The organism is Alteromonas algae, from assembly GCF_049117195.1.
Lineage (GTDB): Bacteria > Pseudomonadota > Gammaproteobacteria > Enterobacterales > Alteromonadaceae > Alteromonas.
The window spans coordinates 3,944,053-3,962,184 of the sequence record NZ_CP185260.1; the positions used below are offsets into that span (position 1 = coordinate 3,944,053).

Here is an 18,132-nt window from a genome sequence, read left to right on the forward strand (position 1 = left end):
CCTGTATTAAGAATAAAAGGATACTGCTTGCAGGTTTGTTGTTCAGGCTTTTGGGGCGTTATTGCTATAAAATGGGCTTTACCGTCTTTGGTGTAATACTCACCATTTGCAAATAATCGTTCACGACCTATGCGATGTGCAGATTCAAGAGGCCATTGTTGGGGCCGTAATGCGTCATACTCAGCTATCGTTAAATTGGCAAGCGGGCCTAAATCAAGCGCACGAGCGCCATTATTATTTGCAGAGGTTAGCGCGCAGTGCTCGTTAAAAATTTGCTGCGGATGATGATAATTAAAGGCATCTTCAAACCCCATAGCGCGCGCCACCATACTGATGATTTGCCAGTCGTGTTTTGCCTCGCCAATAGGGGCTAGTAAGCCGCGCTGCCTGGAGATGCGTCGCTCAGAATTAGTTACGGTGCCGTTTTTTTCAGACCACCCCGTAGCAGGCAATACAATATCGGCAAAGCGCAGCGTATCATTCTTAGCCGCAGTCTCAGACACAATCACTAATTCGCAATTGGCCAGCGCCTTTTCAACTAGAGCTCTGTTTGGCATGCTTGCAACGGGGTTAGTTGCCATTATCCACAAGCATTTAAGCTTGCCATCGGCAGCGGCTTGAAACATATCGACGGCTTTTAAACCTGGTTTGGTAATTAAATTTGGCGCCTGCCAAAACGTACTTACCGTTTGGTGATGCTCAGGGTCGTCAATATCCATATGCGCCGCTAGCATAGTCGATAAACCACCTACTTCTCGCCCGCCCATAGCGTTGGGTTGGCCGGTAATTGAAAACGGGCCACATCCCTCTCGGCCTATTTTCCCGCTGGCTAAGTGGCAGTTTATAATAGCGTTTCCTTTATCAACACCAGTGGTAGATTGATTAATTCCCATCGAAAAGAAGCTAATGACGCGCGGTAATTCAACAAACCAATTGTACAGAGTATTTAAATACTCTTGTGGCACATCACAAGCTTCAGATACGGCTTCCAGAGACCAGGATGACGCTGCTTTTAGTGCATAATCAAACCCATTTGTAGATGCCTCAATAAATGGTTTATCTAAGGCGTTATTGTCTGCTAGGTAATTAAGCAAACCGCAAAATAAGGCACTGTCTGAGCCTGGCCGAAGGGCTATATGTAAGTCTGCTAGCGTGTTGCTGTCGGTGCGACGAGGGTCGATAATTACCACCTTCATTGCAGGGTTTCTAAGTTTAGCGCGCTCAATACGCTGGTAAAGCACGGGGTGGGTCCACGCCGCATTACTGCCTATCAAAATCAGTAAGTCAGTGTGCTCTAAATCGTCGTAGTTACAAGGCACAATATCTTCGCCAAAGGCGCGCTTATAGGCCACTACCGCCGATGACATGCACAATCTCGAATTCGTATCGATATTCGCCGTGCCAATAAAGCCTTTCATCAACTTATTGGCCACGTAGTAATCTTCTGTCAGTAACTGACCCGAACCATACAATCCAATAGCATCAGGCCCATGCTGCTCAATAATCTGTGTTAAACGCCCAGCAATCTCCTTGGTTGCCGTGTCCCAAGTCGCAACTTGACCAAAAACAACAGGTTGAGTTAAGCGCTTGTGCTTATCAAGGGTTTCTAATAAGTGGGTGCCTTTAATACAGAGTCGACCGTAATTTGCAGGGTGTTCAGGACTTCCCGTAAGTTGGCTTAACTGCCCTTGCATACCACCACGCTGAATAACATCGACGCCACAACCAACGCCACAGTACGGACAGGTAGTTTGCAGCAACCTGTCGTCTTGACAAGCGTGGTTGGGTGACGTTGGTGTAGGTGTTGTAGTCATAATCAATCTGATTGGCTAATGTGCTATAACGATGCGATTAAAACACGGTTTTGATCTACCCGTATTTCATATGATTGTATGCTGACATCGTCCCGTTCTAGGCATTGCCCCGTGGCAAGTACGTAATGCTCTTTGTAAAGCGGTGATGCCACTACAATATTGCCTTGTAAAGTGCCCACAATACCGCGATACAAAACATTAGCTTGCCCAATCGGATCCCAATTGCTAACACCAAAATACTGAGTATTGCCTTCTATGTGAATTTTAAAAAGAGCGATTTGCTTGCCCTCAAGCAACACACACACACCACTATTTGTGACAAGATCGTCGGTATGACACACATCGTTCCACGTTGTTAATACCTCAGCCTGAGCCTGCATAAATTTCTCCTAAATGATATCTACTGGAATGGCTTGTTGACCTGCGTATTTTTCGGCGCTGGTGGCAGGACGAATTTGATCTCTTTCGGTAACAAACTGAATGTTTGAGTCGGCTTCGTCGCTGTTTACAAACTGGCGGAACCGTTTAAGCGCCTCAGGCGATTCAATGGTGGTTTTCCATTCGCACTGATAGCTGTCGGTGATATGTTGCATTTGAGCCTCAAGGTCGTCACAAATACCAAGCGAATCGTCGATAACCACCGACTTCAGGTAGTCCAATCCACCTTCAAGGTTCTCCATCCACACCGAGGTGCGCTGAAGCCGATCGGCAGTTTTTGTGTAAAACATCAGCACGCGGTCGATATATTTCACCAGTGTTGCGTCATCTAAATCGGTGGCGAATAGGTCGGCATGGCGTGGCTTCATGCCACCATTACCGCAGACGTAAAGGTTCCAACCGTTTTCCGTTGCAATAATGCCAATGTCTTTCCCTTGAGCCTCTGCGCATTCACGTGTACATCCCGATACTCCAAATTTAATTTTATGCGGTGCACGTAGGCCCTTATAGCGGTTTTCTAAATCGATAGCTTGGCCAACTGAGTCTTGCACACCAAACCTACACCACGTGCTGCCCACACAAGATTTAACTGTACGTAACGACTTCGCATAGGCATGTCCGGTCTCAAAACCACCGGCCACTAATTTTTGCCAAATTGCAGGGAGTTGCTCTACGCGTGCGCCAAATAAATCAACGCGCTGACCGCCTGTAATTTTGGTGTAAAGGTTGTATTCTTTTGCAACTTCGCCCAATAAAATGAGCTTATCTGGAGTAATTTCACCACCAGCTACCCGCGGCACAACAGAGTAAGTGCCGTCTTTTTGCATGTTGCCCAAATACATATCGTTAGTGTCTTGAAGTGGCTGATGCGCCTGACGGAGAATATAATCGTTCCATACCGACGCAAATATCGATGCTGCGGCCGGTTTACAAATTTCGCAGCCCAACCCTTTACCATGCTTCTCAAGCAGCTCGTCAAACGTCTCAACATTTTCTACTTGAATAAGGTGATAGAGCTCTTGGCGAGTGTGATTGAAATGTTCGCAAATGGCTTTAGATACTTCTACGCCCCGTTTCTCTAGTTCGGCATCGACAACGTTTTTAAGTAATGCCGAACATCCTCCGCAGCCCGTACTCGCTTTTGTGCACGACTTTATATCGCCTAAAGAGCAACTGCCGCTTTCGATAGCCTCGACAATATCGCCTTTAGATACGTTGTGACATGAACAAATAGTGGCGCTATCGCCAAGGGCATCGGCCCCTAACAAGGGCTTTTCCCCTGAGGAAGGTAATATCAGTGCCTCTGGCGCGTCGGGCAGCGCAATGTTGTTTAGGGTATATTGCAACAAGGTATCGTAATCGCTGGTATCGCCGATAAGCACCGCACCTATTACTTGGGTTTTGGTTTCATCTACAACCAGCTTTTTGTACACGCCTGCAGGTTGGTCGTGGTAGGTGTATACCAACGCCCCTGGGGTTTTGCCGTGAGCATCGCCAATAGACCCCACTTCAACACCCATTAGCTTGAGCTTGGTGCTCATATCCGCACCTGCAAATTCGCCCTCACTATTAGTAAGACTTGCAGCGGCGGCGCGAGCCATGGCGTACCCTGGAGCTACTAAGCCGTAAATACGATTTTCCCACAATGCGCATTCACCAATCGCGTACACGTTAGGATCGGAGGTTATACATTGATTATCGATAACGATACCGCCGCGTTCACCCACTACTAAATCAAATTCACGGGCTAACTGATCACTAGGTCGTATACCGGCAGAAAATAACACCATATCGGTCTCAAGGTGTGAACCATCAGAAAATTTCATTCGGTAGCGGCACTGCTCGCCAGCCTCGATAACTTCCGTGGCTTTTTGTGTATGTACTTGTACGCCGAGCGCTTCAATTTTATCTTTAAGCAGTGTGCCTCCCATTGCATCAAGCTGCACCGCCATTAACTGTGGTGCAAATTCAACCACATGTGTTTCTAGGCCTGCAGATTTAAGCGCGTTTGCTGCTTCAAGCCCAAGTAGACCACCTCCCACAACAACGCCTATTTTACTTTGTGCTGCAGAGGCACTGATAGATTCAAGATCTTCAATGGTGCGATACACCAAACAATGTTCTTGCTCGTTGCCAGGAATAGGAGGCACAAAAGGGTAAGAACCTGTCGCCAGCACGAGTTTATCGTAGGGATATGAAGTACCGTCTTTAGTTGTCACAACTTGATGGGAACGATCAATATTAGTTACCCACGCACCGGTAACTGCGTTCACCCCCCACTGCTGATACGTTTTTTCGTCGGTAAGTGCTAAATCGGCTGCGGTTTTACCCGTAAAGTACGACGATAAGTAAACACGATCGTAAGCTAACCGGCCCTCTCCACTTAACACAGTGATATGGTAGTCGGCTTTGCTGTTTATAAGTTGCTCAACAAAGTGGTGGCCAACCATACCGTTGCCAATTATCACTATGCGTTGTTGCTGCTGTGAGGAAAGCGTCATCTCGTTCACCTTTATTTAAAGCAAAAAAAAGCCCGCAACCATTCCTGGTTGCGGGCTTCATTGCCTGATTAAGTACAGTATTAATTGTGTTGTTACTCGATGATACCTAGGTACCTAGTCGAGACTATGAAAATAATAATACAAGTATAGTGCCAATGCTTTTCATCACTATATTACAAAGACTTAGCCACATAGCTTTGGTGTAGCCCCAGTGATATCGCACCATTAGAAAGCAAAAAAGATAATTTATGGTGCATTACCGTAGTACTGAATAACTCACTGCCTTAACGTAGCTAGTGCCGCTCGCTAAGTATAATGAACAACGAACATAACAATGAGCAATACCAGCAATACGCCAGACACGGTTTGCCATGCCCGCACTGGATGTTGCTCCATCAGGGGCAAACTTTTACGGTAAGACGGATTAGGGTGATTTAAGTCGTACAGAAATTCAGACAAGCTCGGATAGCGTTTCGACGCTTTAGGGTGACAAGCCCGTTTCAGCGCTTCGTCAACCCACATAGGGACAGCAACGTTGCGTTGTAGCAAGCTGATATAGCGCAATTTAAGTAATCCTGCGTAGTTGCTCTTCTTGGCAACGTTACTGTTAAAGGGGTACTCGCCACTTAATAAAAAATATAAGACCACTGCTAGAGAAAATTGATCTGCGCTTTCATCAGGCCACAGCCCTACAAAGTATTCCGGAGCGGTGAACAATAGATCGCCAGGAACGGCATGCTGCACATCACTTTGCGAAACATGATAACCCGCTATGCTCGCGGCACCAAAGTCTACCAGTGTAATTTTACCGTTTTCATCAACCATGATGTTATCCGGTTTAATATCTTGATGAAGCACGTCTTGCCGATGCAGTGCCGTTAAGCCACTAACGATTTGCGCACTCCAGTCTCGAACCTCAGAAAGAGAGACACTACCAACGTCGTCTCGATATTGGCGTAAACTTATTCCAGGTGTGTACGCCATGGCAATATAAAAGTAATGTCGTAAAAAAGGGGACGTGTAATTTTTAAGGACATTGTCATGTTGTACCCGCGCACCAATCCACTCTTCTTTCACCATTTCATCTAAAAAGCTTTCGTTATCGTGCATCGACTTTGCAGGAATTTTTAACACTGCCTGATGATTGTGGAGGTTATGCTTAGCAAGAAAAACCAGGCTGCGTTCACTGGTATATAACTGCCGCTGTATTGTCCAATCGTCTATGACATCGTTTGATTTGGGTGTATCTAAAAAAGGAAGGAAGCCATTTGAGGCATAATGTACTTTCTCTTCCTTAGCAATGGATAGTACCTCAAGCAGCACTACAGTGACGTTATCATCACAATCTGCATTCAGTGCTGCTTGCGCTATATGTTGTGCGCTCAAGTCGATACTAGGCGTATTATGCTGATGTATTGCGTACCATGTTTTTGGCGACAAGGTATCCGCAATGCCATCTGTCATTAATACAAATATATCGCTAGGCGCAAGCGTTCGGATGGCCATATCAATGCTTAAGTTAGGCCGAATACCGAGGGCATTGCTTAAATAAGTATTGTTACTATCGCCGGCTTCTCGATGTTGGCGGGTGCAAAGCGTGACTTCACCGCGGTGTACGTGATAGATGCTGCTATCACCACAATGCAGTAACACCGCAGACTTCCCTTTCAAAATAACTGCACTAAAGGTACAGACATAGCCTTTATCAAGGTTTTCAAAATAAGGGCTTTGTTGGTTTTTTATGTAAAGCTCGGTGTTTATGGTACGCAGTACATGTTGTGCCGCCCTCGACAAAGACCACACACTGCTTGTTCGTGAGAATTCACGAGCGAACGTTTCAACGGCGAAGTTACTTGCATACTGACTAACCTGACTACTACTTATTCCATCAGACACAACAGCGATTGCATCGAAATTTGCCGATGGCGAAAAATCAGGCACCACCACACAATGGTGGTCCTGATTAATCGGTTTTGTGCCTTTATTCGAAAAGGCACCATGACGAAAGGTGATCACGGCTTATACTTTGTCATTCACTTTTGCTGCAAGCACCGTTTTGTTGCTAGCACCTGTAGCAATAACGCGTTTAGGGGCAGTACGCACATGGGTAGAATAAATAGTCAAACCAGTAAACGCTAAGCCTCCCACTAAATTACCCAGCGCGGTAGGAATTTCATTCCAAATAAAGTAATCCATCACAGAGAACTCGCCACCCATAATTAAGCCGAACGGAAACAAGAACATGTTAACCACCGAATGCTCAAACCCCATAAAGAAGAACAGCATGATAGGCATCCACATAGCCAACACTTTACCGCTTACGTGAGTAGATATCATTGCACCAACAACACCAAGCGATACCATCCAGTTACACAACATGCCGCGAATAAAAATAGAAAACCAGCCAGCAACGCCATGCTCTGCATATCCTAGCGTTCTCGCCTCACCGATACCCGCTACCTTAGCAGCTATAGCACCGCCATCAATGTTGTAGCCCATAGTAAATACAAACGACATCATAAATGCCACGCTCAGCGCACCTGCAAAATTCCCTAAAAACACTAAGCCCCAATTGCGGAGAATTTGCGGCCATGTCACGCCAGGTCGTTTTGCCAACCAGGCTAGTGGAGTAAGCACAAAAACACCGGTAAGTAGGTCAAACCCCATGAGGTACAGCATACAAAAACCAACAGGAAAGAGTATTGCACCAATTAAAAACACCCCGGTTTGAACCGCGATGGTTATTGCAAAAACCGCGGCCAACGCCAAAATGGCCCCCGCCATAAAAGCGCGAATTAATGTGTCGCGAGTAGACATATATATTTTGGATTCGCCAGCATCAACCATCTTGGTTGCAAATTCAGAAGGAAGTAAATACGCCATGTTTGATCACCTTTTCTATTGATATTAATTCCTTAGAAACATTCTTTACCTAAATTTCAGGCACAAAAAAGCGCCCGCTCTTATTTCCTAAAAAATAAGTTGCGGACGCCTTTATCCGAATATTGTTCTTAAACAATCTGCATTGTTCATAAAAAGTGAAACAATATTGATGCCAATATTGAGGCGCAAAACTTTAAATGAAATTCTCTTCTATAACAGATAATTACTCAACGGTAAGAATAAACGTGTTCGATATCCCCCCATCGTTTGCACCTGTCTCGAGAAAAAGCGCACTAATTTGGAGCATGATGTAGTGCAATCCGTTTGCTTGCTTTTGTGATCAGTCCATTATTTTTGATCAAAGTAGTAAATAGTGGCGCCCAGCTGCTTACATCGGGTATATCGATGTGAATCCGTTGCAGTTTGATTGAAGGGAACAACATTTGCTTATCCTATGTATCTTTTTTCTGGATACTTCACGATGGGCCATCATAGCGATATCACAAAGCGGTTTTTTTTATTAGCCAAGCATCAAGAAATACAGGCACTGCGACACTTATCATCAAATTGCAAAATAGTGAAAGCGGTAACGGAGATGATTCATCAACTGCAGCGCGAGCGCGGTATGAGCAATGTATTTCTATGTTCTCGAGGCGAACGTTTTGCCACTCAAAGGGCACAACAAGAAACCGCAAGTGAGAAGAGTGAGAAAACACTTCGTAGCTTGCTTAACGCTTTATACCTATCTAATTCTGATAATGGACTTACCATGCGATTGGTTACTACCATTACATTTGCGTTGCAAGGTATGGACAACCTTAAGGATTTGCGCAGCAAAGTGGCGCTGCAGCAACTCACATCAACCGAATCGACCAATGCCTTTTGCCGCCTAATTGCCGCGTTGATTGATGTGATTTTTGAAGCCGCAGATGTGGCTAGTGATCCCGCTATTACAGCGCTTCTCGTTGCGCTTTTCAATTTCATTCAGGGCAAAGAGTTCGCAGGTCAAGAGCGGGCATGTGGAGCTATCGGGTTCTCGTCTCAACACTTTCAATCTTCCTTGTGCGACCGCATTACTGCACTGACTGATTCTCAAGACAATGCTTTCGATACTTTTACTAAATTTGCAGACGCAACAGAACTGTCTATGTGGCAACAACAACTAGACAGTGAACACACGCGGCACCTGAAACGACTCCGTAAGATGATTTGTGCGCTTGACGATAGTGATTCATGCACCGCTTCACTGAGTGAGATTTGGTACGATATCGCGACATTACGCATTGATGATATGCGGGATATTGAAGAACACATTACCGATAGACTAATTGAACGAGCGGCGCAGAGGATAAGTGAGGCGGAAGAAGAGCTTCGAAATAATGAACAACTAGTCGCGTCGTTAAACAGTACTCCTCCCGTCGAAGGGGCACCAATTTCGATGATTTTCGATGAAACCGTTAAAGGGCTATCCATAGGCGATGACGATACAATCGAGGGACTACCACCTTCATCGCTTTCTGCACACAAGTCGTTTTACGATTTGATTCGAGAGCAAGCACAGCGGATTCACGATATCACCAGTGAGCTTAATGGCGCTAAACAAGCATTGAATGAGCAAAGGGTAATAGATAGAGCTAAATTACTACTAATGCAACACAGTAAATTAAGTGAAAATCAGGCATATAAAAAGCTGCAATCGGCTGCAATGGATAACAATATCCGCATCGCCGAGCTCGCACACCGTATTGTGGCCAACGCCAGCTAACTTTTGAATATTAAGGGTTTGAGAAAAGCGTTAGTATCGCCTCTAGGAAGCGCTTTCCCATATCGTTAATCTAACGATATACTTATATGTACCGACCATTTAAAAGTAAGTACTTACAAACATAAAAGGCTGTGTAATGGCGACTATTTACGAAGTAGCAAAACAAGCAGGTGTATCGTTATCTACGGTTTCCCGCGTGCTCAATGGCAAAGGATCAGTCAATCCAATTATGGCTGAGAAAGTCAAAAGAGCCGCCGACGAATTACAGTACGCACCTAGCCATATTGCTCGTGCATTAGCCTCAAAATATACTAATGCTATCGGCATCGTGCTGCCAAATACCAATATGGTATTTGCTTCGCATCTATTATTTTCGTTCGAACGCATATTACGCAAACATCAGAAACACTGCGTAGTTGCATTCTCGCATGATACCGAAGAGTCAGAAAATGACGCTATTGCATTCTTGTTGTCACAAGGCTGCGACGCAATTGTTGTAAGCACCATTGCACCTAACGCGCAACATTTAAACAATAAAAGTAAGCCAGTGGTAGTACTTGATACAACAGGTACCGATAACAATAAGACAGGGGTTATTGCATCTTTCAATCGCGTTCTACAGCGTGCACATGCATTTCTTGTAAGCGAGGGGCATACCGAAATAGCGCTGTTATACGACGATAAGTCGATAGCATGTGATGACACATTATCGCTGTTTTCGGGTTCAATGGTAATTCAAGCTGGTAGTGACACGACCTCTGAGCCTCTCTTAGACTTACTGGCGCTAGAACAAACCTTCTCAGCCGTAATTTGTTCTAACGCATTATTAGCAGCGTCAGTGGCAAGCAGTGCAAAAGAGCTGGGAATGGAGTTACCAGACGATTTATCGATAATGGTCGCACACGCTCCAAATGCACCGGTGGCGTATTCCTACACGCCAACAGACAAGCCTGTATCTTCTGTGGAATACTCAACGCTTGATATAGCAAAAGCCTTAGCCTGTAAGAGCTTATCAGTAGCTTACGAGTTAACGGAAAATGAGGATGCCACGATTGAGCCTACACCCATTATTCACGACTATGGAACGGTTGCGCCTTTTTCGTAGAAGATGCAGTGCAATGCTCTACATAACAAAAAATATCGGCGTTTTGCCCGTAGAACAGGGTATGATTTAACCGAGCGACTTATTACAGGCATAAACAGATGCGATTTATTATTTCTATTATTTTACTTATCACTACTTCATTAGTTAATGCAGCAGATAATAAACACCAAATTAATAAGGTATTAGATGCACTACATGAGCGAGCATCAACCGCAGATTATGAAGGGTACTTCTCGCTTTATGCCCCCGGCGCAACGTTTATAGGCACTGACGCTGGCGAAGTTTGGACGGTTGAGGCCTTTAAAGCCTACGCAAAGCCGCACTTTGATAAAGGTACAGGCTGGACTTACCTACCTCGTGATAGAAACGTCTATTTTTCGCCAGACGAGAACGTGGCGTGGTTTGATGAACTGTTGGATAACGAAAAGCTAGGGGAAACAAGAGGTACTGGCGTACTGATAAAAGTAGGGGCACTATGGAAAGTCAGCCAGTATCACCTCACTCTTCCCATCCCGAATGCAATAGCAAGTGATGTAGCCAATCAAATCAAAGCGTTAAAACCTAATTAACGACAGTAAGTGTGCTAAGCCACTTAAAATGGCTTAGCACAAATGGATGGATAAAAACGCTTAGGTATTTGATGCCGTTAACGGTTGAATTTCCATTTCAACGCGGCGATTCATTGAACGATTTGCCGCACTATCGTTAGGCACTTTCGGAGAGTACTCCCCCATACCCACGGTGGTGATCCGCGTAGAGTTTACCGAAAAGTTCACCAATATATTTTTTACCGCACTTGCTCTGCGCTCAGATAACGATTGATTATATTGCTCTGCACCCACATCATCGGTGTGCCCTTTAATCATCAATACCGTCTTCTCGTAGTTGTTCACAACCTTTGCAACATCTTGAAGAACAGGGTTAAAGTTAGGACTGATGCTAGAGCTATCAGTTGCGAAGGTGATGTCACCTGGCATGATAAGCCTTAGATTGTCACCTTCACGTACTACCTGCACACCCGTGTCTGACAACTCACTTCTTAGTTCTTCTTCTTGCTTATCCATGTAATTACCTATTGCACCACCCGCAATAGCACCTACTGCAGCACCCCAAGCATAACGGCTTTTGTCATTGTCACCCGTCGCTTTGCCTAGCAATGCACCTACAACAGCGCCTATTGCTGCGCCTTTTTGTGTATTGTTTGGATCGTTAGCACAACCTGCAACAGAAAGTGATGCAGCGATAAGCCCTACAGTAAATAATTTTTTCATAACGTCCTCGATGTATAACCTGAGTGTGTAGCGCGTTTAAAAGTAAATAAAAGCGCAATCGCTTAGTGGGTACGCAGCAAATAGCGTTCCATAATGTGTGTCAGCAGTAATGCGATAGTCTCCGCTCGTGCTTAATGCTTCTATAACGTGCAGTATAGAGGGGGAAATATGAACGTAGGCTAAACAGCGATGGGCAGCGTGTTAATAATCATAAAGAGGGTAAGGACGTTATTTTTTGCAGATCTGTAGCACTCTTTGTAAAGAATACAGGATGCAGAACCTATTTTATGTACCTAATAAGCTACAGCACCGTTAACGTTATACCGCTACCGAGCGCTCGAAGAAGCCTTTAACATCTATATTATAGTCGATCGCCAAAACGGCTTTCATTACGCTCAATGAATTGTCTGAACTCAAATCAATGTCTTTAGGCGGCAAGAAATGGCTGTTTCGAACCGAGTAAAATACTTTTACTTTGGGTTTTAGCGGCGAAGCTGTTTGATCCATTACCATAGCAATTCGTTCATTAGATAACAGTACTAAACTGCCTACCGGATATACGCCCATACATTGAATAAAGCGTTGGACTAGCGTTACATCAAGACGGCTCGGTGCGTCGGCAAGTAAAATAGAAAAGGTTTTTTGGCTTGATAGCCCAGGTTTGTAGACCCGTTCGGCGGTAAGCGCATCATACATGTCAGCAATTGCTAGCATACGCCCCTCTGTGCTTATCTCATCACCTTTCTTACCTTGTGGGTAGCCTAACCCATCAAGTCTCTCATGATGCTCTCCAACAATAGTGACTAAGTTCTCAGGAATGCTTTCCCCGCGAAGATAATCGACACCGTATTCAACATGCCGTTTCATTTCTTCCATTTCTTCTGGTGTAAGCCGCCCAGGTTTGTGAAGAATGGCATCTTCTACTTTTATTTTCCCGATATCATGTAAAAAAGCGGCATGCGCTAGCTCATCGATTTTCTGCTCGCTTAACCCTAAATATTTGGCAAAATTTGCCAGGATAATGGCGACATTTAGGGAATGCTCAAGAAGATAATCATCTTTCTCCTGCATCTTTGTGAGGCAAAGAAGTGCATTAGGATTTCGGTGTATCGATGCCACTAGTTTTTGTGTGAACACCTTCGGAATGTCTATATCAAGCGAGGTTTGCGTCGCAACGCTCTCGAGCAAATCAGCCTGTATTTGCTTTCCTTCTTTGTGAAGTTCAGTGGCGCGGGTCAGCTCATCAATTAATGAAGTGGCTTTCACTTTTTTTATACCGTCGATTTCGACGTCTAAAGCAGATTGGGTATTGTCTTTGTCGGAAAACGCTTTCTCAGTGTCTATTATCACTGACTTTACGCCCTTCTTTTTTAACGCGGTGATAATAGCCTGCGAGGTCACACGGCCTTTCGTTTTTATTGAAATAGCCCCTTTGTGTTCTGCAATCTCATGGACGTACATGTCTACTTTAAGATGTTCTATGCTGACTTTCTTTAACATCGAGTGACCACTACTTGTAATGTTGCGGGTTAAAAAATCGACTAAGTTGCAGTATGCGCTTAATACGGCAATTTTACCAATCCAGTGTAAAAATCCGGCTGCCATAGATAACGCTTAATATTAACTTTGAAGTTCGTTACTACAACCCCTTCTAACACGAGTTTTTCACGTTGCTCATTTGCTTTTTCAGACCCTGGCGGGAAGGCTATTTTACCATCAGACCTGACCACACGGTGCCATGCAATCGGGGTCGTAATTGTGGTTAAGCATTTACCCATTAATCTTGCGCGGCCGGGTAATCCACACAAGTCAGCAAGCAACCCATAACTGACCACATGCCCTTCAGGAACCATTCTAAGAATCGTTGAAACCTTTTGGTTTAAAGCGCTATCTGACATATATTTTTCTCAAACAAACTAGTTATGTAACGAGACAATAGAGGTTATGATCAACACACGTGGTGCATATTTTAAAAGGATGATAAGTGAGAGCGTACTGTAACATTTGTCAGTATCCGGTGAAAACCTGTGTATGCGGCCATATTTCAACGGTCCATTTCCCTATTACCTTGACGATTTTACAACACAAAAGGGAAGTCACACATGCCAAGAACACGGCGCGCCTCATATCGCTCTGTGCGCCAGATAAAACCAATATCATTGTTACTAGCAACAGCGATGCAATGACACAGTTACAAAACAAACTGTGTGCGAATCGCTGCGCCATTATTTACCCAAATGATTTAAGCCGACCGATTGAGACACTACCGGTTAGTGAACGGCAAACCATTAATCATATCGTCGTTATAGACGGTAGCTGGAAGCAAGCCTACTCTATTATTGAACAGCATAATTGGCTTAAAGCCTGCGCTTTTTATCATTTCGATGAGGCCCCATTAACGCGCTATCGAATACGTCATACAAAAATGGATAACGGCGTTTCGACGCTTGAGGCGGTGGCATACACAATGAATACGCTATTTGACGTAGATGTTTCTGCGCTTTATGAGGCACAAGAAGCTATGCAATCATTTTGGCAAAGCCCAACGCCACATTTGCGTAAAATATAACTATACGTTCATCGCCACAAAACCAGTCTGGGCTTTAATTAACGATAACCATTGTCGAATTGCAGGGTAGGCAGATAAGTCAAAACCTCCCTCATGTGCAACATGTGTGTATGCAAAGAGAGAAATATCAGCAAGCGTTAGGTAGCGACCGATTAAAAAAGGCGTTTTGCTAAGTTGAGCTTCCATTACCGCTAGGGCTCGATAACCTTGCGCTTGTTTAGCAAGGAATTCATCTTTCCTATCTTCAGGCATACCTAAGTAAATATTGATGTAACGCGCAACGGCGATATACGGTTCGTGACTATACTGCTCGAAAAACTGCCACTGCAATAACGTTGCAAGTTCATAAGGCGACGTGGGAACAAGCGGGCTTCCACTTCCTATAAAATGCATAATAGCGTTGGATTCGGCGATGATCCGTCCGTCGTCTAATTCGAGAAGTGGGATTTTGCCATTTGGAGACTTATCGAGAAATGAGGGAGTTCTTGTATCACCGGCAAGAATATCTATATCAACCCAGTCATAGTGCTTATCAAGAAGCGCCAACAGTAATTGAAGCTTATAGCAGTTACCCGAACGCCTATCACCGTATATACGCATAATTATTGACCAAAAAATAACAGACCATCATAGTAGCTTGGTATGATTTCAGGGACAATGCGTACAGCCCGCACAAAACGATTTTAAAATGGTGTGGCAATAACCCACTCAAAGACAGCCAATAAAAACCAAGATAATGGGATAAGACTAAAGCTTGCAACAATCTGAAGTTTATCTCTAAACGTGAGTATTTGTACCGATAACCCTTCTAACGCTTCTCGCTCGCTTTCTAATGTCTCTATTGATGACAGTGAAGCTGGGTCGTTGCTGTTACCCGCCTTAGATATACGAGACGCGATATCCGTCTCCAGTGACTTAATCAATGCTTTACGCTCCCTGTGTAGCCTAAAGCGTAACTTAACGACTGGTAGAAACAAATAGACGAGAAGGCTACTACTAAATATGCACACGACGAAGACATCTAAGGATGGCACGTCTTTTTTAAACCAAAAAATAGGCGCTAACGCTAAGCCTCCTATAGAAAGTATGGCATTAGATACCCCTAATCTAATTAAAGAAGTAAGCGATGTTATATAGTCTTTCGCGCTTTCAGCCTGCGGCAATAGTTCTTTAGTTAAGTATTTAAGGTTAGTCGTAACCTGCATGATGTAAAGGATAGAGAAGAACCAAAAAGGTACCGCTAATGCGGTAAGCATAAGTACGTGAAACTCCTGTGTAGAGGAAAGGAGGCCCTCTAAAATACAGTACACCACGGTAATAAGAATCGAGACAATAGAGGCATTAAATATATGGTGTGTGAATTCGCCCGATAGTCTTTCGCGATGGTGAGAGAATTGCCCCAATTGATGGGATTTAACGAGTAAAGAAATAAGGCAGCTTGCGACATTCTGATGCAGCATACGCAGTGACAACCAAAAGTAGCCGGTTAGCACCGACATTGCTATTGCAGAATTAAAGTCTCTCTGTGCGTCTACATCTGAATAGGCAGGCCAATCCAATGCACCAGAAAAATAGTGTATCAATAAGAGCGTAAGCGTTGTAACAAGCGGATAGAATCCAATGTCAGCACTATTACGCGCTTTCTTGTACGGAGAGAGTTTCATTGATGATACGCGTTAATAGGCCAGTATCGGTTGCTGTTATCATCCGTTAACAAAAGCAAACCATGTATTAAAAATATTTCGCTACCATATGCTAAAGCATTACGAAAATGCAACCTTGTTGATTACCTCAGCGGTTCAAAGGTAAAGAAATACGCTATGTCGGGTAATTATCTGCGTTGAGCATACGGCAATCAGACAATAAAAAACCCGCCGATAAAGGCGGGCTTTTTCTATAGCTGCTCGCTTATTTGCGTAACTTCTGAATAAGGCGAAGTTGCGCGATTGCTTCAGCCAGCTCATTAGCTGCCTGTGCGTAATCAAAGTCAGCGCCTGGGTTGGATATGTGCTCTTCAGCACGTCGTTTGGTTTCTTCTGCTGCCTGCTCGTCAAGATCTTCAGCTCGAACCGCGGTGTCAGCAAGTACGGTGACGCTACCAGGTTGTACTTCAAGTACACCACCAGCAACGTAGATTAACTCTTCTTCACCGAACTGTTTAACCAAACGCACCATACCAGGTTTAATAGCAGAGATAAGTGGCGCGTGTCCTGGGTGTATACCCAATTCACCTTCGCTACCCGTAACTTGGATCGCCTCAACAAGACCAGAAAAAATTTGTTTTTCTGCGCTTACTACGTCCAAATGTACTGTCATTGCCATGTGAACCTCCAGATTAGGTACGTTAGCATGTTAAGGGCTGACTATTGTCAGCCGCTCAATTATGCTTTCTTGGCTTTCTCTAGCGCTTCTTCGATTGAACCAACCATGTAGAAGGCTTGCTCTGGAAGGTGATCATACTCACCGTCTAGAATGCCTTTAAAGCCACTGATTGTATCTTTTAGCGAAACATATTTACCTGGCGCACCAGTGAATACTTCAGCTACGAAGAAAGGTTGAGATAGGAAACGTTGAATCTTACGAGCACGTGTTACCACTTGCTTGTCTTCATCAGATAGTTCGTCCATACCTAGGATCGCGATGATATCTTTCAACTCTTTATAGCGCTGAAGAACCGTTTGAACACCACGTGCAACGTCATAGTGCTCTTGACCAATTACAAGAGGGTCAAGCTGACGAGACGTTGAGTCTAGTGGGTCAACCGCTGGGTAGATACCCAAAGATGCGATATCACGTGAAAGTACAACAGTTGCATCCAAGTGAGCAAAGGTTGTTGCTGGAGACGGGTCAGTCAAGTCATCCGCTGGTACGTATACCGCTTGGATTGAAGTGATTGAGCCAGTCTTCGTTGAAGCAATACGCTCTTGAAGTACACCCATTTCTTCAGCCAATGTAGGCTGATAACCTACTGCTGATGGCATACGACCAAGAAGTGCTGATACTTCAGTACCCGCTAGGGTGTAACGGTAGATGTTATCAACGAAGAAAAGAACGTCACGACCTTCGTCACGGAACTTCTCTGCCATTGTAAGACCAGTAAGTGCTACACGCAGACGGTTACCCGGAGGCTCATTCATCTGACCGTAAACCAACGATACTTTATCAAGTACGTTAGATTCGTTCATTTCATGATAGAAATCGTTACCTTCACGAGTACGCTCACCAACACCAGCGAATACAGAGAAACCACTGTGTTCGATTGCGATGTTACGGATAAGCTCCATCATGTTTACGGTTTTACCTACACCAGCACCACCGAATAAACCTACTTTACCACCCTTAGCGAATGGGCAAACTAAGTCGATTACTTTGATACCTGTTTCCAGTAGTTCTACCGAGCTAGACTGATCTTCGTAGCTAGGCGCTTCACGGTGAATAGACATACGCTCTTCTTCACCAATTGGGCCTGCTTCGTCGATTGGGTTACCCAATACGTCCATGATACGACCTAGTGTAGACGTACCTACTGGAACCATAATTGGGTCACCGGTATTTTCTACTTTTAGTCCGCGTTGCAGACCATCAGTAGTACCTAGTGCGATGCTACGAACTACACCACCACCTAATTGCTGTTGCACTTCCAGGGTTAGCCCTGTTAAGTCACCTTCAGTAACTCGTAGTGCGTCATACACTCTTGGTACCGAATCTTGTGGAAACTCAATATCCACAACGGCGCCAATGATTTGGACGACCTTACCTTGACTCATAATTTGTCCTCGTTATCTT

Annotated in this window: 15 protein-coding genes and 1 pseudogene; 4 read left to right on the top strand and 12 right to left on the bottom strand. The window is 44.5% G+C overall.

Features of this window, described 5'->3' with window-relative positions; all coding sequences use genetic code 11:
* Positions 1-380: 380 nt before the first annotated feature.
* The 5 genes and pseudogenes from ACOJRU_RS17500 to ACOJRU_RS17520 form a co-directional block, all read right to left on the bottom strand.
* Positions 381-1,814 (bottom strand): annotated as a pseudogene (locus ACOJRU_RS17500) (molybdopterin-dependent oxidoreductase); the annotation flags it as partial.
* Positions 1,815-1,837: 23 nt separating this feature from the next.
* Positions 1,838-2,194, bottom strand: a complete 357-nt coding sequence (nirD, locus tag ACOJRU_RS17505) for a nitrite reductase small subunit NirD (protein WP_421132997.1) — start codon at positions 2,192-2,194, stop codon at positions 1,838-1,840.
* Positions 2,195-2,203: 9 nt separating this feature from the next.
* Positions 2,204-4,753: a nitrite reductase large subunit NirB gene (nirB, locus tag ACOJRU_RS17510; RefSeq protein WP_421132998.1), complete on the bottom strand. Its 2,550-nt coding sequence runs from the start codon at positions 4,751-4,753 to the stop codon at positions 2,204-2,206.
* 306 nt (positions 4,754-5,059) lie between these two features.
* The gene (locus ACOJRU_RS17515) at positions 5,060-6,769 is read right to left on the bottom strand and encodes a protein kinase domain-containing protein (protein ID WP_421132999.1); all 1,710 of its coding nucleotides are present in this window, start codon (positions 6,767-6,769) and stop codon (positions 5,060-5,062) included.
* A gap of 3 nt (positions 6,770-6,772) precedes the next feature.
* Entirely contained in the window at positions 6,773-7,636 is an 864-nt protein-coding gene (locus ACOJRU_RS17520) for a formate/nitrite transporter family protein (protein WP_100970827.1), read from the bottom strand.
* A 577-nt stretch (positions 7,637-8,213) separates the two neighbouring features.
* Between ACOJRU_RS17520 and ACOJRU_RS17525 the strand changes: the two genes are divergently transcribed.
* The 3 genes from ACOJRU_RS17525 to ACOJRU_RS17535 all read left to right on the top strand — a co-directional run bounded on the left by ACOJRU_RS17525 (position 8,214) and on the right by ACOJRU_RS17535 (position 11,075).
* The gene (locus ACOJRU_RS17525; protein WP_421133000.1) at positions 8,214-9,401 is read left to right on the top strand and encodes a nitrate- and nitrite sensing domain-containing protein; all 1,188 of its coding nucleotides are present in this window, start codon (positions 8,214-8,216) and stop codon (positions 9,399-9,401) included.
* A gap of 136 nt (positions 9,402-9,537) precedes the next feature.
* On the top strand, positions 9,538-10,506 hold the full coding sequence (locus ACOJRU_RS17530; RefSeq protein WP_421133001.1) for a LacI family DNA-binding transcriptional regulator: 969 nt from the start codon (positions 9,538-9,540) through the stop codon (positions 10,504-10,506).
* 98 nt (positions 10,507-10,604) lie between these two features.
* Positions 10,605-11,075: a nuclear transport factor 2 family protein gene (locus ACOJRU_RS17535; protein WP_421133002.1), complete on the top strand. Its 471-nt coding sequence runs from the start codon at positions 10,605-10,607 to the stop codon at positions 11,073-11,075.
* A 60-nt stretch (positions 11,076-11,135) separates the two neighbouring features.
* Here the strand turns inward: ACOJRU_RS17535 and ACOJRU_RS17540 are convergent, their stop codons facing one another.
* From ACOJRU_RS17540 to ACOJRU_RS17550, 3 genes are all read right to left on the bottom strand, one after another.
* The gene (locus ACOJRU_RS17540) at positions 11,136-11,777 is read right to left on the bottom strand and encodes an OmpA family protein (RefSeq protein WP_421133003.1); all 642 of its coding nucleotides are present in this window, start codon (positions 11,775-11,777) and stop codon (positions 11,136-11,138) included.
* A gap of 318 nt (positions 11,778-12,095) precedes the next feature.
* Positions 12,096-13,277 carry an HD-GYP domain-containing protein gene (locus ACOJRU_RS17545; protein ID WP_421134800.1) on the bottom strand — a complete coding sequence of 394 codons (1,182 nt, stop codon included), beginning with the start codon at positions 13,275-13,277 and terminating at the stop codon, positions 12,096-12,098.
* Between the two features lie 59 nt (positions 13,278-13,336).
* The gene (locus tag ACOJRU_RS17550) at positions 13,337-13,675 is read right to left on the bottom strand and encodes an MGMT family protein (RefSeq protein WP_421133004.1); all 339 of its coding nucleotides are present in this window, start codon (positions 13,673-13,675) and stop codon (positions 13,337-13,339) included.
* A gap of 86 nt (positions 13,676-13,761) precedes the next feature.
* Between ACOJRU_RS17550 and ACOJRU_RS17555 the strand changes: the two genes are divergently transcribed.
* Positions 13,762-14,346, top strand: a complete 585-nt coding sequence (locus tag ACOJRU_RS17555) for a tRNA-uridine aminocarboxypropyltransferase (protein WP_421133005.1) — start codon at positions 13,762-13,764, stop codon at positions 14,344-14,346.
* On the opposite strand, the gene ACOJRU_RS17560 is transcribed toward ACOJRU_RS17555, so the two are convergent.
* From ACOJRU_RS17560 to atpD, 4 genes are all read right to left on the bottom strand, one after another.
* A complete protein-coding gene (locus tag ACOJRU_RS17560; RefSeq protein WP_421133006.1) occupies positions 14,347-14,946 on the bottom strand; it encodes a glutathione S-transferase family protein in 600 nt (199 codons plus the stop codon).
* A gap of 83 nt (positions 14,947-15,029) precedes the next feature.
* Positions 15,030-16,010 (bottom strand): hypothetical protein, encoded by a 981-nt coding sequence (locus tag ACOJRU_RS17565; RefSeq protein ID WP_421133007.1) that lies wholly within the window; start codon positions 16,008-16,010, stop codon positions 15,030-15,032.
* 244 nt (positions 16,011-16,254) lie between these two features.
* Positions 16,255-16,668: a F0F1 ATP synthase subunit epsilon gene (locus tag ACOJRU_RS17570; RefSeq protein WP_421133008.1), complete on the bottom strand. Its 414-nt coding sequence runs from the start codon at positions 16,666-16,668 to the stop codon at positions 16,255-16,257.
* Positions 16,669-16,727: 59 nt separating this feature from the next.
* Entirely contained in the window at positions 16,728-18,113 is a 1,386-nt protein-coding gene (atpD, locus tag ACOJRU_RS17575) for a F0F1 ATP synthase subunit beta (protein ID WP_421133009.1), read from the bottom strand.
* Positions 18,114-18,132: the final 19 nt, after the last annotated feature.

Bases quoted from the DNA above. Each gene is read 5' to 3' on its own strand.
- ACOJRU_RS17540 (WP_421133003.1), bottom strand. From the start codon at position 11,777: ATGAAAAAATTATTTACTGTAGGGCTTATCGCTGCATCACTTTCTGTT.
- ACOJRU_RS17570 (WP_421133008.1), bottom strand. From the start codon at position 16,668: ATGGCAATGACAGTACATTTGGACGTAGTAAGCGCAGAAAAACAAATT.
- ACOJRU_RS17535 (WP_421133002.1), top strand. From the start codon at position 10,605: ATGCGATTTATTATTTCTATTATTTTACTTATCACTACTTCATTAGTT.
- nirB (WP_421132998.1), bottom strand. From the start codon at position 4,753: ATGACGCTTTCCTCACAGCAGCAACAACGCATAGTGATAATTGGCAAC.
- ACOJRU_RS17520 (WP_100970827.1), bottom strand. From the start codon at position 7,636: ATGGCGTATTTACTTCCTTCTGAATTTGCAACCAAGATGGTTGATGCT.
- ACOJRU_RS17550 (WP_421133004.1), bottom strand. From the start codon at position 13,675: ATGTCAGATAGCGCTTTAAACCAAAAGGTTTCAACGATTCTTAGAATG.
- atpD (WP_421133009.1), bottom strand. From the start codon at position 18,113: ATGAGTCAAGGTAAGGTCGTCCAAATCATTGGCGCCGTTGTGGATATT.
- ACOJRU_RS17545 (WP_421134800.1), bottom strand. From the start codon at position 13,277: ATGTTAAAGAAAGTCAGCATAGAACATCTTAAAGTAGACATGTACGTC.
- nirD (WP_421132997.1), bottom strand. From the start codon at position 2,194: ATGCAGGCTCAGGCTGAGGTATTAACAACGTGGAACGATGTGTGTCAT.
- ACOJRU_RS17530 (WP_421133001.1), top strand. From the start codon at position 9,538: ATGGCGACTATTTACGAAGTAGCAAAACAAGCAGGTGTATCGTTATCT.
- ACOJRU_RS17565 (WP_421133007.1), bottom strand. From the start codon at position 16,010: ATGAAACTCTCTCCGTACAAGAAAGCGCGTAATAGTGCTGACATTGGA.
- ACOJRU_RS17560 (WP_421133006.1), bottom strand. From the start codon at position 14,946: ATGCGTATATACGGTGATAGGCGTTCGGGTAACTGCTATAAGCTTCAA.